Below are 15307 nucleotides of genomic sequence, written 5' to 3' on the forward strand. Positions count from 1 at the left end.
GCAGCGGTATAACGGTCCCTATTGGCGGAACTCGGTGGCCGCCACCTGCACGAAGATGCCGGTGTCCTCGGCCATCAGCAGGCCTCGGCCACGGGGCAGCGGGCCGCCCTTCATCTTGCCGCGGATGAAGCCCTCGTCGGGGTCGGCGTCCATCACCAGCAGCGGCGCGTTCGCCTGGTGCAGCGCCCGCAGCATCGGGTCGCTGCCCGCCGACGACCACCCACCGAACGTGCGGGTCACGATCACGTGCAAGCCCACGTCGGCGGCCCTGGTCACCCAGGCGGCGGCCTTGTGCAGCGGCGAATCGAAGCCCGCCGGCAGCTGCTGGATGTCGTCGACGATCAAGAAGATCTCCGGGCCGCTCCACCAGGAGTGGGCCAACAGCTCCTGCGCCGACAGGCCGGGCGGTGGCTCGCGACTGGCCAGCAGCGCCGACATCTCGTTCATCATCTCCTGCACGCCGTCGAGGTTGTAGGCGAATTTCTCGACGTACTCGGAGCCCAGCACCGTCAGCAGCTGACGCCGCGGGTCGACCAGCCACACCTGCGCCGACGGCCGTCCCGCCGGTGGCGTGGGTGCGCTGCTGGATCCCGGCGCATACAGCCGGCCGATCTCGGACATGATGGTGGCCAGCGTCGTGGTGCGCCCACACTCGCGCCGGCCCGTCACCATCAGGTGCGCGTTCTCGGCGAAGTTGAGGTACACCGGCGCCAGGTCCAATTCCGAAATGGCCCAGGTGATTCCGCCGGCGCCCACCCCTTGGCGGGTGTCGCGGGCGGCCAGCTCGCGCACCTGCTCCACGCCGAAGCGTGCCGGCAGCCGGCGCACCGGCGGCGCCTGGCCGCTCGCGAGCCTGCTGACGGCCTCGATGATGCTGTCGGAGTGAAACACGTTGTCGGGCGTGCTGGCCAGCGCGGGCCGGGCCACCAGGGTGTGCAGACCGGCCTGTGGGTCGGAGTCCAGGCGGACGTAGTTGACCGCGACCATGCCGCGCCCCGGCTTGACCGGAACCTCCTTGGCGAACCGGGAACGCACCAGCTTGGCGTCCTCCACCGCGGCCAGGCGCAACTCGATCCGAGAACCGAAACCGCTGCGCACAGGTGGCCGCAGCTCCGACTCGCGGTCGGCCGTCACGATCACGTGCACCCCGAACGAGGGGCCCTGGTTGATGATCAGGTTCACCTGCTCGATCAGCACCTCGTTTTCCTCGGCCAGCGCCCGGTAGTTGTCGATCACGAGGTAGACGTCGCCGAACCCGTCGTTGGGCACCGGGCCGGCCTCACCGGCGAACTTGCGCCGCCGGAACACGTCCATCGAGGCGATGCCGTATTCGAGGAAGGTGCGCTTGCGCTCACGCACCAGCGCCAGCAGTTCGGCCACGGTACGGCGCACGCCGTAGGGATCCGTCGGACCGGCCACCTCACCGACGTGCGGCAGGCGCGCGACGGTGGTCAGGGCGGTGCCGCTGTAGGCCAGGCAGTAGAACTGCACCTGCTCGGGCGTGTGCGTCAGCGCCGCCGAGCAGATCAGCGTCTGCAACGCCGTCGTCTTGCCCGAACCGCCGGCGCCCAGGATCAGGACGTTGGCACCGGGCCCCGAGGTGTCGACCGTCCACGGCGGCTGGTCGTGCTTGAAGGGGCGGTCGATGATCCCGATCGGGAACACCAGGTTCTGGGCGGTGCCGTAGTCCTGCTGCCACGGGTGGCCGATGAACCGGTTGACCAGCTCGTCGATCGCGACCGGGTGGCTCAGCGGCGGCTGCCAGAGTCGGTAGGGCTCGAAGTCGATTCTTCGCAGCTGATCGATGATCACCGTGCCGACCTTCGGCACCCGGATCCCTTCCTCGTCCTCCTCGCCCTCGGCTTCGGCCGCCTCGAGCGCCTCACCGTTCGAGTGGACCGCCTCGAGTTCGGGTCCCCCTACGCTCACCTCGAGCGGGGTGAACGAGTTGGTGAACAGTTGCGGGCGAACGTAGTCGATGCTGTGCACCAACGCCGGGGCTTCCTCGCCGTCGATGGTGACGCCCCGCGAGATGTAGTCCCGCCACAGGAACTCGGCCTGGAACCGGACGATGTCCTCGAGGCTGCGACGGAAATAGCCCAGACCGGCCTGGGCGGGCAGGTTCACCGCGTTCGGCACGCCGGCCGCCTGGGCCGCGCCCGCGGTGCGGGCCTTCAGCACCAGCCGGTAACCCATGTTCTCCATGAGCTTTTCGGCCCGGCTCTCAATGGTCTGCGACGCCATCATCAGGTGGATCCAGTAGGCGCGTCCCTGACGTCCGATCGAGTCCAGCACGTCCACCGCGGTCGGCATGATGCGGAACCACTCGTAGAACTCGTCGATGACGACCACCAGCATCGGCAGCGGCGGCATGTCCTGACCGCGCGCCCGCATCCGCAGGCGCACGGAGTTGTACTCCTTGGCGTCGTCGACGCCGGCGCTGTCACAGATCGCCTTCCGGCGGGCGATTTCACCCCACAGCGCATCCAGGAAGCGCTCCATGAGCGCCTGGTCTTCCTCCAGGTCGGTGATGATGCGCGACACGTGCGGCACGCCCGCGAACGGCTTGACCGCCGACCCACCCTTGAGGTCGGCCAGCACAAACTGCAGCTCCTCCGGCGGGTGGCCGAGCATCAGCGATTCGATCACGGTGCGCACCAGGGTCGACTTACCCGAACCGGTCGTTCCCGACATGACCCCGTGCGGGCCGTCGCCGCCTTCGTCCAGCGACTTCATGTCCAAGAACAGCAACTCGCCGTTGTCGGAGCGGTTGCCGAACGGCGCCCGCAGCCGCGACCGGCCCATCGAGTCGGTGCGGCTGCCCCACAGCGCGTCGAAGTCGATGTCGGCGGGATCGTCGATCCCGTAGTACGCCATGATGTCTCGCGCACCGATGTGGGCAACCCGTTGACCGATCTCTTCGTATGCCTCGGCCAGGCGCCAGCGCGCCAGCTTCTGCGAGAACTCCTCTGACTCCGCGACGCTGAGGTGGTCGGTCAGGGCGAAGAACCACGCGTTTTCGTCGATGACCATCCAGGTGTCGCGGTCGCGGGGCAGCGCCTCGATCACACCCCGCTCGTCGAACTTCAGGGTCCGTTCGGGGACGGCCGACCACATCGATCCGCCGGTCAGGTCGAAGAACGTCACGCCATCGATACCCTCGGCGCTGATGACGAACTCCCACTGCGGGTCCGCGACATCGGCGATGATCACCGTGTGCGGGGTCGGGGTCTGCGCCGACGAACTGGCATGCCGGGGCGTGAAAGATCCACGGCCGGCGAACAATTCGGCCTGCTCCGCGGCGAACTCGCGCACCGAGCTGTAGACCATGCGCGCGTTGCCGGCCGCGTCCTGACGGCGCGGGTCGCCAAAGTGCGGCAGCCACTTGACCCAGTCCCATTGCTCCAGCTCGGAGCTGACCACGATCATCTGCACGTGGTCCGGCCCGTGGGAGAACGCCAGCTGGCAGACGATCGCCCGCATCAGGCCCAGCACCTGCTCGCGGTCGCCGATGAGCGAGTACCACGGCTCCACCAGCAGGGAGATCATCTTGGGCAGGTTGTAGACGACGCTCTGGTACCGCCCGAATTCCTGCAACGCCTTGCCCGTCACGGGCTCGAGCTCGATGTCGGTCGGCATGTTCTGCGGCTCGCCCCAGGTCACCTCGGGCCGCGTCATGCCCACCCCGACGCGCACCACACCGAAGTTGAGGTCCTTGCCGTCGGGCTTGCGCTCCCACATCCGCGACGACCCGACGGCCGCGGCCAGGGTGTCGGGCGCCGGGTGGAACCAGCGGTAGTTGGCGTCCATGCTGTCGGCCGACTCGTGGGCCGTCTCGCGCAGCATGTCGAGCATCAACATGAACTGGGCGCGCATCGCGTCCAGCTTCGGCCGGCTCATCTGCTGCTGGCCACCGAACCGGCCGCCGAACATCATCATCGCCATGCCGCCGATCATGAAGATCGGGAAGATAGCGCCGACGCCGCCGAACACGTGCGAGCCGCTGGCGAAGGTCATGGCGACCATGCCGCCCAGCAGGCCGATCACCACGACGCCGACCACCACGATCCACCACGGCTTGCCCTCGGGTGGCGGGATGCTCAGCGGGGTCGGGAGGACAATGTTCTCCGGCTTGATGACCGGGGGCTTCTCCGGCGTTGGCCGGGCAAATCCGCGTTTCACTTAGGTACCACCAAATCTCCAGGGGACATGTCCATCGGTAGCGTGTCGTGCTCCACCAAGGCGTCTGCTCTCGACAGGGTCGGGCCTTGCGGCAGCAGTCGCAGCGCCACCCACGGCGCCAGGCTCGGCGTGGTCTTCAGGCCCAACGCCTCGCGGGCCTCGCGGGTGTCGTCGACGCCGAACCGGGCGCCCGCGTCCGTCAGCCACCACAGCGATTCCGTGGTCTTGGCGCCGGCGTCGTTGCCGGTGACGGCCACGAAGTTCGCGTGGTCGGATGCGAAGTACACCTGGTCGGCCTCGCGGCCGGTGGTGTCGGCCTTCACCAGGGACACGACCTTGTTCATTTCCTTGGTCGGGATGGGCAGGGTCGAGCCGGACACGACCTGGATGCGGGCCCGGTTCTCGCCGGAGGTCTTCTGCCACCACCAGCAGGTCGCCGGGTTCTCCCGCATATCCATCACGTTCAGCGGGTTGTCGGGGTACGACGACAGGTCCAGCTTGTTGACCACCGGCATCTTCGCCAGCGCCGACGGTTCCACCGTGACCGGTTTGGTGTTACCGCCCGGGCCGCCCGCGTTCTGCAGGATCTGGGCCACCAGCGGCGGCAGCGTCTGGACGCCGTCGGCCAACACCAGCGAATACTGTTGCGGCCCGCTGATTTGCGGCGTGACGATCACGGTTCCCACCGGGCCGGGCGCACCGGCGAACGTCGCCGGGGAACCCGCATTCGGTATCTCGGGCACCGTCAGCTCGGGCCCCACCGGCAGCGCGTCGTAGAGGGCGCGGCTCATCGGCTTGGCCATGCTCACCTGCTCGGGAGTCAGGCCCAGCGGCAGCAGTACCGAGCGGTTCGTCGCGTCGATCTTCGACCGGCGGCCCTGCCGGACCACCCAGGCCTCGTCGCCGTACCGCAGCACCACGGCGTCCGACCCGTTGAGCACCTGGCGGTGGCCGCTGAGGTCCGGGGCGCCGTCGATCACCGTCACCGTCACCCCGGACGGAGCGCCCGTCCCGGTGGAACCGGCCACCGTGTCGCACACCAGCCACGACGACGCGGAAGGAGTCTTGGGCGCGAAGTTCGACGGCGCGCCCGGGATGCCCACCAGGGGCCCGCGGGGCAGGTTGGCGATCTGGCTCGACCGGACCAGGTGCGGGTTGTCGGGGCGCCCGGTGATCAGCCGCGCCGAGGCGAGGTTCAGCGCCGGATACAACTTGTCGCCCACGCGGACGTACAGCGCGCCGGAGTCACGGTCGGCGATGATCGGCGACTCGTTGATCTGACCGGACGGGCTGAGGAAGGACCAGAGCAGCGCGCCCAGGCAAATCACCAGCGACGCGGACACGGAGGCCACCACGGCCAGCGTCTGGCGCCGGCCCGGCTCGATCTCCATGCGGACCCGCCAGCGGGTCAGCGCCATCGCGGTCCGGCGAGCCAGGAATTGATAGCCCGTCACCTGGGTGCGGGTCGACAACCCGAGGCCGTACCCCGACCCCCGCTGCCCGCGACTCTCTTCCGCCACGTTATTTCACCATCCGGTCTGCTAGAACGCCCTGGATATTGTCCGTCGAAAATATCCGCTGCGCGAATTGCTTCGTACAACCGTGACAACCGTAAGGGACCGGCGCGGGGCCCGCCACGCGTTGCCCTGCGCTTCACCTTCTATTTACATCTCGCTGAGTGGCCGGTGCCGGCACTCTTGCTGTTCCCCACTCATCCCCCGGCTGGATTGTGCACGTCTTCACTGCGCATGTTAACCGTGGATGGCCAACCAGTCCTGTCGAACGCCCACTTCCAGCAAAAGCCTCCGACCCCGCCCGAGCCGGGTCCCGACATCCTCAAGCAAGATGGGCGGCATGCCTGAGCTCGCGCCCTCGCTGGTCGAACTGGCCCGTCGGTTCGGCATCGCTACCGAATACGAGGACTGGACCGGACGGCCGGTGCTGGTCCCCGCGGAGACGCTGGTGGCGGTGCTTGCCGCGCTGGGCGTCGCGGCCGGCACCGAACAAGAGCGCAACACCGCCCTCACGGCGCAGCGGCGGGCGTATTGGCGGCGTCGAATGCCGGCGACCATCGTCGGGCGCACCGGCGAGCAGATCCGGTTCTGGGCGCATGTCACCCACGGTGACCCCGCCGAGGTGTGGCTGCAGCTCGAGGACGGCACGGTGCGCGGCGGGGTGCAGCAGGTTGACAACTTCACGCCGCCATTCGAGCTGGACGGACGCTGGATCGGCGAGGCCAGCTTCGCCTTGCCCGCGCACCTGCCACTGGGCTACCACCGGGTGCACCTGCGGTCCGGTGACTCCGAGACGAGCACCGCGCTGATCGTGACTCCCGACTGGCTGGGTCTGCCGGAGCAGCTCGGGGCCCGGCGCGCGTGGGGGCTGGCCGCCCAGCTCTACAGCGTGCGGTCCCGCCAGTCCTGGGGCGTAGGCGACCTCACCGACCTGACCGACCTCGCGGTGTGGTCGGCGTCCCGCCACGGCGCCGACTACGTGCTGATCAATCCGCTGCATGCGGCCGGCGTCGGACCGACCGGCCGCATGGAACCATCGCCGTACCTGCCCACCTCGCGCCGCTTCGTCAACCCGATCTATCTCCGCGTCGAGGCAATCCCGGAATACGCCGACCTCACCAAGCGCGGCCGGGTGCGTCGGCTGCGTTCGGACGTGCAGCGGCGGGCCGGCCAGCTCGACGCCATCGACCGCGACGGCGCCTGGGCGGCCAAACGCGCGGCGCTCAAGCTGCTGCACGAGGTGCCGCGGTCGGCGGGCCGCGAGCTGGCCTACGCCGCGTTCCGCGACCGGGAGGGAACCCCACTCGAGAACTTCGCCACCTGGTGCGCGCTGGCCGACGAATACGGCGGCGATTGGCACCGCTGGCCGGATTCGCTGCGGCATCCCGACGCCGCCGGGGTCGCCGGTTTTGCCGAAAGACATTCGGACGCAATCGATTTTCACCGATGGCTGCAGTGGCAACTGGACGAACAGCTCGCCTCGGCGCAGTCCCAGGCGATCCGGGCCGGGATGGCGCTGGGTGTTATGCACGACCTGGCCGTCGGCGTGCACCCCGACGGCGCCGACGCCTGGGCCCTGCAGGATGCGATGGCGCTGGGCGTGACCGCCGGCGCGCCGCCGGACGAGTTCAACCAACTCGGCCAGGACTGGTCGCAGCCGCCGTGGCGCCCGGATCGGCTGGACGAGCTGGAGTACCTGCCCTTTCGCGCACTGATCCGGGCGCAGCTGCGGCACGCCGGCGGTGTCCGCATCGACCACATCATCGGGTTGTTCCGGCTGTGGTGGATCCCGCGGGGCGCACCGCCCACCCAGGGCACCTACGTGCGCTACGACCACGAAGCGATGATCGGCATCGTCGCCCTGGAGGCGCACCGGGCCGGCGCGCTGGTCGTCGGCGAGGACCTCGGCACCGTCGAGCCCTGGGTGCGCGACTACCTCTTGTTGCGCGGTGTGCTGGGCACCTCGATCCTGTGGTTCGAATTGGATCGGGACGGAAACGGCGGCCCACTGCCCGCCGAGCGCTGGCGCGAGTATTGCCTGTCGTCGGTCACCACCCACGATCTGCCGCCGACGGCCGGCTACCTGGCGGGCGAACACGTGCGGCTGCGGGAGTCCCTGGGGTTGCTCACCCGGCCGGTGGAGGCCGAGCTCGAATCCGACCGGGCCGAGCTGGCGGCATGGCTGGCCGAGTTGCGCCGGGTCGGGCTACTGGCCGCCGGCGAGGACGACCCCGAACGCGTCGTCCTGGCGCTGTACCGGTACCTGGGCCGAACGCCGTCACGCCTGCTGGGCGTCGCGCTGACCGATGCGGTCGGCGACCGCCGCACCCAGAATCAGCCGGGCACCACCGATGAATATCCCAACTGGCGGGTCCCGCTGGCCGGCCCCGACGGCCGGCCGGTGACGCTCGAGGACGTCTTCACCGATCCGCGGACCGCAACCCTGGCCGAGGCCGTCCGCGAGGCGATCGCGCCCCCCACGTAGCTGGCCTGTTAGCTTCGGGTCCCATGACGGCTTCCCTGAAAGTCGGGGTGGTGGCCCCGGTCGCCGACGGTGTGACCGCGGATCCCGAGTGGATGGCGAGCTTCGCGGGCCACCTGGAGCGCTGCGGGTTCGAATCGATCGTTGTCGTCGAGCACACCGTCCTGGTCACCCGCTACGACAGCGTCTATCCCTACGACAGCTCCGGACGCGTCGGCCTCACCGCCGACTGCCCCATCCCCGACCCGCTCGACCTGCTGGCCTTCCTGGCCGGCCACACCAGCCGCCTCCGGCTGGCCACCGGGGTGTTGGTGTTGCCCAACCACCACCCGGTGGTGCTGGCCAAACGGGCCGCGACCGTCGATGCGCTGTCGGGCGGGCGCCTGCGGCTGTGCGTGGGCGTGGGCTGGCTCAGGGAGGAGCTGGCTGCGTGCGGCGCGGAGTTCGACAGCCGCGGCCGTCTTGTCGACGAGCAGTTGAGCGTGCTGCGGGCGCTGTGGGCCGACCGCCCGCTAGGGGCCTCGCACCACGGCGAATTCTTCGACTTCGACGACGTCATGTGCTACCCGAAACCCGTTGCAGCCGAGCGGCTTCCGGTTCACATCGGTGGGCACAGCCGGGCGGCCGCCCGCCGTGCGGGCCGGTTGGGCGACGGCTTCCAACCGCTGGGCGTGGCGGGGCCGCAACTCGCATCGCTGATCGCGCTGATGCGTGACGAGGCATCCGCGGCGGGCCGCGATCCCGCGGCCCTCGAAGTGTCGCTGGGCCACGCGGTGAACAAGATCGACGCCGAACGTGCGGGCGGCCTCGTCGATCAGGGCGCCGACCGGATCGTGTTGTCGATGCCGCCGACGGCAGGCATCGAGGAGGCCAAGGACATGCTGTCGGCATGTGCGCAACGGCTGTCCCTGGCCTCATGACCCTTTCCGTCGGCGACCGGATGGCGCTCAGCGATGTGGTGCACCGTTACGCCGCCAACGTCGATGACGGTCAATTCGATTCCGTCGTAACGCTTTTCACCGAAGATGCCGAGCTGGTACTGCCCGAGCCGCCGGCCGCGCTGGAGCCCATCCGCTCGCACCGGGGCCGGGCGGCCATCGCCGGCGCGGTGGCCGCCGTCGCCGCCGTCACCCGCACCGAGCACGCCATCATCGGTGAGGTCTATGACGACGGCCCGGGCCCCGGCGCCGCGAGCGGGCGCGTCGCGTGCGTCGCACACCACTGGAGCCGGCGGGAGGACGAGGTGCTCGACTCGGTGTGGCACCTGCGCTACGACGACGACTACCGACTGACGGACACGGGCTGGCGGATCGCCCGCCGGGCCCTGACCATCAACGCCATTGAGACCCGTACGGCGCGAAAATTGCTGCCTCGAGACCGGGCTTAGCCGATGCCCAGAAGGTTATGCCCAAACTCACAGTGACCACCAAGGAACCGAGGTTGCGGCGAAAACTGCCAATCTGATCGGCAGTTGCGGCTACCGTGATCGGTGCCGGTGCGGATTTTGCCCGCCGGCAACTGTTGCCGACGACCGCGCAACCCAACGGGGCCCACCGGGGCGCCTTTGTTTCCGATCCAGTCCAATTTATCCAAGCCGACTCGGGTATTTTCGGCCGCGTGACGAACACCGAACATCGGGACCCGCCCGTTGACTCCGCCGGGACCGCCGGGGGGCGGGCGGCACCGGACGGCTCTGTATCGACACTGGCAGTAGGCACGCCGCTGACGGAAGCCCCGGACTACCGCAACGAGATACACACCGCCGAGGACACCATCGACGTGGAGGCCTACGGTGGCGGCTTCGACCTCACCAGGCGGGCGACGGCTCCCAAGCTGCGCGTCGGGCGGGACAAGTGGTTCAACCTGCTGTGGCTCATTCCGATCGGCTTTGCCCTGCTGGTCGTGGGGGTCGCGATCGGCAAAGGCCTGCACAACATGCCGGCGGTGCAGTCGTTCATCCAGCGGTACCCGGGGACGGACGCCCATACCGGTGTCAGCCCGGGCCTGCCCGCCTGGATCGGGTGGACCCACTTCTTCAACCTGTTCATGATGATGTTCATCATCCGGACGGGCATCCAGATCCTTTGCGACCATCCCCGGCTTTACTTCAGCCGCAACGCCACGCCGGGCAAGGACGAATGGCTGCGCGTCGGGCCGCCGGTGCCGGACGACGAGCTGTGGACCGCCAACGCCGACACGGTCGCGCTGCCACCGCAATTCGGGTTGCCGGGATTCCGGCACTCCATCGGGCTGGCCCGGTGGTGGCACCTGGGCATCGACGTGCTGTGGCTCGTCAACGGGTTGGTCTTCTACGTGCTGTTGTTCGTCACCGGTCAGTGGCGCCACATCGTGCCCACCAGCTGGGACGTTTTCGGGAACGCCTTGTCGGTCGCGGTGCAGTACCTGTCGCTGGACTGGCCGAAGGACAACGGGTGGGTCGCCTACAACGGCCTGCAGCTGCTCGCGTACTTCACCACGGTCTTCGTCGCCGCGCCCGCGGCGTTGATCACCGGCCTGGGGATGTCGCCGGCGCTGTCGCAGCGCGTCCACTGGCTCAGCAAGCGGCTGAGCATTCAGCACGCGCGGTCCCTGCATTTCGTTGTGCTGGTGTACTTTTTGTTCTTCATCCTGGTGCACGTGACGATGGTTTTGACCACCGGCGCGCTGCGGAACCTCAACCACATGTTCGCGTCGCGCGACGACGACAGCTGGGTGGGTTTCTGGATCTTCGCCGCGGCGATGGTGGTGACGGCCGTCGCGTGGGTGTGGGCCACCCCCTTCACCATTCGGCATCCCCGGGTGATCCAGCGGGTCGGCTATGCGCTGGTCGGCCCTTTCCAGCGCATGCTCGAACAGCTCGACCCCAAGCCCGGTGCGTTCACCGAAAAGGACATCTCGCCGCACCACTGGCGCAACGGCCGCCTGCCGGAGACCGTCGAGTACAAAGAGTTGGAGGCCAACGACTTTCGTGATTGGCGGCTGAAGGTCTATGGGCTCGTCGAGCACCCGATGGAATTCTCGCTGGACGACCTGAAGGCGCTGCCCTACCACGAGCAGATCAGCCAGCACTTCTGCATCCAGGCCTGGTCGGGTGTGGCCAAGTGGGGCGGCGTGCAGATGAAGGCGATCATGGATCTCGTCAAACCGCTGCCCGAGGCGAAATGGGCGGTGTTCTATTCGATGGGCCTCGGCGCCACCGGTGGCATCTACTACAACGCCCACCACATCGGCCAGATGGACCATCACATGACGATGCTGGCCTACAACATGAACGACCAGCCCCTTCCCTACATGCACGGCAAGCCGCTGCGGCTGCGCAACGAGTTGCAACACGGATTCAAGCTGGTGAAGTGGATCAAGGGCATCGAGTTCGTCGCCGACTACCGCGACATCGGCAGCGGTTACGGGGGCTACAGCGAGGATCACAAGTACTTCGGACGACACCAGACGCTGTAGGGCACCGGTCCGGGAGTCGTTTCCTCAGAGGGCGTTTCGCCTAGCCGCCAAAACGCACCGACGACGCGATCACTGCAGCGACGCGAGATTGCCGACCGACTTGCGGATGTCGGATCGCAGCACCCGGGCGACCAGTCCCCCGACCGGCCCGCTGAGCACTCCGCCGTTGAGGTCCGCGGTGAGGTGAAAATTTGAGCCGGGGTGGTCGTCGGAGATGGTCACCCCGACCGCAATCCGAATCCCACCTCGGCCACGGCCTTGCAGCTCGATCGCTTCCGGCGCGTCGTAACAGGTGACTTCCCAGTGGATGACATTGCGGAATCCCTTGACCTTGATGCACGAGGAAACGCAGGTCCCCTTCTCGATGGTCGAGGGAACGGGCCCGCGCCAGCCCCCGAAGATCGTCAGCCACTCGTCGAATCGACGCAGATCGGACGCGAGCTTCCAGGCGGTTTCCGGTTCCACCTCGGAGGACATCGAAACATCTACTCGTGCCACGTTTTCTCGCTCCATCGTGCGGCGGTCGCTGTTGGGACCCGCATACCCGGCTCCGACGAAGGGGTAAACGCGATCGCGGCCTTTTTAGGGCCAGGCCTCCTGCAACTGGTGGGCCACGTCGATGACTTGCGCGGCCTGGGACTGCGGTGAGTCGATTTCCTCGGCGACATAGGCGGCGATGAAGCGGCGGATCTCCCCGTCGACGCCGGCCAGGATGCGCAGCACCTCCCCGCGGAAGGACTTGGACGACACGTTGACCGTGATGTCGGATGGCCGCGGCTTCGCCACGTCGACGATCAGGAGAAGGGGCTCGGCGGCGCGCGCCGTGGCGCGCAACGCGATGTCTCCGGAGACCACAAACCGCTGCTTGTCGAGTCGCAGGTCCAACAGCAGATCGATGGACAACGGGATATGGATGACGAATGTGATGTCGTCACCCAGCCGCCGGGTGACCTTTGGGTCCTGGATCTTGACGTTGGCGCTGACCTTGGCAATACCGCCGGGGCCCTGGGCGATCGGCTCCATGGCGAACTCGTTGCCCGCGATGTCGGCGAAAGCGGCGGCGACACGCTCGGGGGTGACGGCGACCTCGAAGAACCTGCGTCCGAACTCTTCGTAGGTGACATACTCGCGATTTTGCATAGGCTTATACCGTCTCACGTCCCCTGCCGGAACGGTCGCTGATCTGCCCGCGTCGCAGCAATTTCGCGGCGGCGGCGGCCGGGGATCAGGGTTGAGCGGACCCGATGGGTATCACGAGGATGTGATCCGCATCCACCCTGTCTTCTGTGAAGAGCACCACAGGCGTGGCACTTCGATTCGGTGTGAGGGCCGGCGGCCTGGGAGGCTTGAGCCACTGGGAGGTGTTTGGAGCTGATGTGCGCCCAACAAAATGCCGAGGCGTCGACTGAGCCTCGCTCGTTCGCGTCGCGGATCGAGGGGCCGCTCACGTGGCTCGGCGGCGGCCATTGGGGAGAACTGGCCGAGCGCCACGAGCGGTCCACCCATGCGGTGGCCGGCGCGGTCGTGCTGCTCGGGGCCGTGCTGGCGTCGCTGGTCGCCGGCTTGGCCCTGAGTGAGGCGGCCCGGTGGCCGATGCTCGTCGTCGTGCCTCTCGCGCTGGTTTTCGGCCTGCTCGTGGGCGCGGCGGTGCGCGGCACCGCCGGCGGGCCCGACGGGAGTCGCGCCAGCGTCGCCGGACGCGGGGCGGTCGCGGCGGCGGTCGGCGGCGTCGTCGGCGAGCTCGCGGCGCTGGTCATCTTTGCCGGCTCGATCGACCACCGCCTCGACGAACGGGCCCTAGCCGGCGCCGAGTCGTCGCCGCCGGTCGCGCAGGCCGCCGCGGCCCTGCAACAGGCCAAGGAGGCGCGCGGTGCGCTCGACCGGGCCGTCGAGCGGGCCCGCGAACACCAGGACCAGGCCTTGGTCGTCGCGCGCTGCGAATACCATCCGACCCCGACTTGCCCGCAGACCCGGATCACGGGCGTTCCCGGGTCCGGGCCCGAAACGCGAACGGCAAACGAGCTTCTCGCCGACGCGCAGCATGAGCTGGACAACGCGCTGGCGACCCGCGATCGCCAGGCGCCCGAATTGGACGCTCGGATCTCCCGCGGGGAGCTGAGCCTGACCCACGCGCGGCAGGACGCGGTCGCGGACTCCGGTCGGGGTCTGGGGGCGCGCTGGGTGGCGATGAACGAGCTGACGCTGGCCAGCCCGGGGGCTTTGGTGCTGCGGGTGGCGACGATCGCTTTCTTCGCGCTGCTGTGCCTGCTGCCGCTGATCCTGCGGCAGTGGCGTGGCGAGACGACCCACGACCGCCACGTGACGGCGCGCGCGGAGCAGGAGCGCGCCGAACTCGAGGCGGACACCGCGATCGCGATCAAGCGCGCTCAGGTCCGCCGCGAGGCCGAGATCATGTGGGCCGAGCACCAACTCACTCAGGCCCGGCTCGCCATCGAGGCCCAGACCGAGATCGATCGCGAAAACCAGCGCCGGCGGGTGCTGGAGGCTCTCGATCCCCCGGCGCGCACGTCGTCACGACGCGCGTTCGAGCCGGCGGAGGACGACATCTACCTGCCGATTGCCGCGGAGGCCGAGGCCGCCAGCCTGGCGATCGCCCCCCTGCCGCCTGCCGAGACCGCCCCCGAGAACTTGCCGGCGCACGTTGAGGCGCCCGGCGAGGTCGAACCGCGGCATGAGGAGCGTGCGGCGCCCTTGATCCCGTCCATTCCCGACGCCACCAAGGCCGCGGCCCGCTGGATTCGCCCGTTGGTGCCGCCGTTCGTCGCGCGGGTGATCGACAACACGACTGCGCCCCTGCGCACCGCGCGCCAGGTGTTCGAAGAGGTCGAGGAGATCCGGTTTTCGCTGAGGCGCACCCACAGGGTGACGTTCGATGCGGAGAGCACCGACAACAGCGGGCAGTCCTCGCATCAATCGGAGAGCTCCCCCGCGGCGCGGATCGCGTCGTCGCGCCCACAGCGCGGCCCCGCGACCCACGAGCGGTACTCATCGGTGCGGCGGGTGGCCGCAGGGGAGGCCACGACGCTGGGGCCGGCCGAGGACGACCGCAACGCCGAGCTGGTCCAGCGCGACGGCCCGCGCGAATTGCGGTCTCCCGACGGGCCGCGCCAGCTGCCGCCCGGGAAGTGATCGGGCGCGGCGCTGCGAGCGGCGTTGGCGGACAGCGTCATTCGAATCACCCGGATTTCATCGGGTGGTCAGCTTTCGTTAAATTTCCGTTCGGCCGCAAAGGATGCATCCGTACCGTCGCTTTGCAACAATCACCGAACTATGAGACTCCTGCTGTTGATGGCAAGCGCCGCCGTGGTGCTCGGTACGGCCGCCCCGGCCTACGCCGACCCCGCCCCCAACGACCAAGCCTTCCTGACCGCGCTTTCGCAAGCCGGGCTGACCTACCTGAACGCCGACCGCGCGATCACGGCCGGCAAACAGGTGTGCAGCCTGGCCGACGGCGGGATGACGGGCGAGGAGATCGTCAAGAACCTGCAGGACCGCAACCCGGGGTTCCAGGGTCCCGGTGCCGCGAAGTTTGCGGCGATCGCGGCCTCGGCTTACTGCCCCGAGAAGCTGTCGCAAGCCGAGGAGCCCGGCCCGGCGCCGAAGCCCAGCGGCGCCTAGCCAAAAGACCGTCGCCCGCTGAACTGCCGCGCGC

General features: G+C 68.7%; 10 protein-coding genes. 6 read left to right on the forward strand and 4 right to left on the reverse strand.

Annotation, left to right across the window (positions count from 1 at the left end; translation table 11 throughout):
• Window positions 1–18: 18 nt before the first annotated feature.
• Both eccCa and eccB read right to left on the reverse strand, forming a co-directional pair.
• Window positions 19–4182, reverse strand: coding sequence for a type VII secretion protein EccCa (gene eccCa, locus MTAB308_RS02140; protein ID WP_077097470.1), 4164 nt, complete (start codon window positions 4180–4182; stop codon window positions 19–21).
• Window positions 4179–5702, reverse strand: coding sequence for a type VII secretion protein EccB (gene eccB / locus MTAB308_RS02145; RefSeq protein WP_077097472.1), 1524 nt, complete (start codon window positions 5700–5702; stop codon window positions 4179–4181). Before eccB ends, eccCa begins: the two co-directional genes overlap by 4 nt.
• Before the next feature lie 334 nt (window positions 5703–6036).
• Here eccB and malQ point away from each other — a divergent pair, with 334 nt between their 5' ends.
• From malQ to MTAB308_RS02165, 4 genes are all read left to right on the forward strand, one after another.
• Entirely contained in the window at window positions 6037–8181 is a 2145-nt protein-coding gene (gene malQ / locus MTAB308_RS02150; RefSeq protein WP_077098108.1) for a 4-alpha-glucanotransferase, read from the forward strand.
• A 35-nt stretch (window positions 8182–8216) separates the two neighbouring features.
• Window positions 8217–9098, forward strand: a complete 882-nt coding sequence (locus MTAB308_RS02155; protein WP_077098110.1) for an LLM class F420-dependent oxidoreductase — start codon at window positions 8217–8219, stop codon at window positions 9096–9098.
• Window positions 9095–9565 carry a nuclear transport factor 2 family protein gene (locus tag MTAB308_RS02160; protein WP_077097474.1) on the forward strand — a complete coding sequence of 157 codons (471 nt, stop codon included), beginning with the start codon at window positions 9095–9097 and terminating at the stop codon, window positions 9563–9565. The genes MTAB308_RS02155 and MTAB308_RS02160 overlap by 4 nt, the downstream gene beginning before the upstream one ends.
• A gap of 317 nt (window positions 9566–9882) precedes the next feature.
• The gene (locus tag MTAB308_RS02165) at window positions 9883–11634 is read left to right on the forward strand and encodes a molybdopterin-dependent oxidoreductase (protein ID WP_077098112.1); all 1752 of its coding nucleotides are present in this window, start codon (window positions 9883–9885) and stop codon (window positions 11632–11634) included.
• A gap of 69 nt (window positions 11635–11703) precedes the next feature.
• Here the strand turns inward: MTAB308_RS02165 and MTAB308_RS02170 are convergent, their stop codons facing one another.
• Both MTAB308_RS02170 and MTAB308_RS02175 read right to left on the reverse strand, forming a co-directional pair.
• Window positions 11704–12132, reverse strand: coding sequence for a type II toxin-antitoxin system Rv0910 family toxin (locus MTAB308_RS02170; RefSeq protein ID WP_216823638.1), 429 nt, complete (start codon window positions 12130–12132; stop codon window positions 11704–11706).
• An 84-nt stretch (window positions 12133–12216) separates the two neighbouring features.
• Window positions 12217–12774: a hypothetical protein gene (locus tag MTAB308_RS02175; RefSeq protein ID WP_077097478.1), complete on the reverse strand. Its 558-nt coding sequence runs from the start codon at window positions 12772–12774 to the stop codon at window positions 12217–12219.
• A gap of 234 nt (window positions 12775–13008) precedes the next feature.
• On the opposite strand from MTAB308_RS02175, the gene MTAB308_RS02180 reads away from it, so the two are divergent.
• On the forward strand, window positions 13009–14784 hold the full coding sequence (locus MTAB308_RS02180) for a DUF4407 domain-containing protein (RefSeq protein WP_077097480.1): 1776 nt from the start codon (window positions 13009–13011) through the stop codon (window positions 14782–14784).
• A gap of 141 nt (window positions 14785–14925) precedes the next feature.
• Window positions 14926–15273 (forward strand): DUF732 domain-containing protein, encoded by a 348-nt coding sequence (locus MTAB308_RS02185; protein ID WP_077097482.1) that lies wholly within the window; start codon window positions 14926–14928, stop codon window positions 15271–15273.
• Window positions 15274–15307: the final 34 nt, after the last annotated feature.

Source organism: Mycobacterium terramassiliense (assembly GCF_900157385.1).
Lineage (GTDB): Bacteria > Actinomycetota > Actinomycetes > Mycobacteriales > Mycobacteriaceae > Mycobacterium > Mycobacterium terramassiliense.

Bases quoted from the DNA above. Each gene is read 5' to 3' on its own strand.
- MTAB308_RS02160 (WP_077097474.1), top strand. From the start codon at position 9,095: ATGACCCTTTCCGTCGGCGACCGGATGGCGCTCAGCGATGTGGTGCAC.
- malQ (WP_077098108.1), top strand. From the start codon at position 6,037: ATGCCTGAGCTCGCGCCCTCGCTGGTCGAACTGGCCCGTCGGTTCGGC.
- MTAB308_RS02185 (WP_077097482.1), top strand. From the start codon at position 14,926: ATGAGACTCCTGCTGTTGATGGCAAGCGCCGCCGTGGTGCTCGGTACG.
- MTAB308_RS02180 (WP_077097480.1), top strand. From the start codon at position 13,009: ATGTGCGCCCAACAAAATGCCGAGGCGTCGACTGAGCCTCGCTCGTTC.
- MTAB308_RS02175 (WP_077097478.1), bottom strand. From the start codon at position 12,774: ATGCAAAATCGCGAGTATGTCACCTACGAAGAGTTCGGACGCAGGTTC.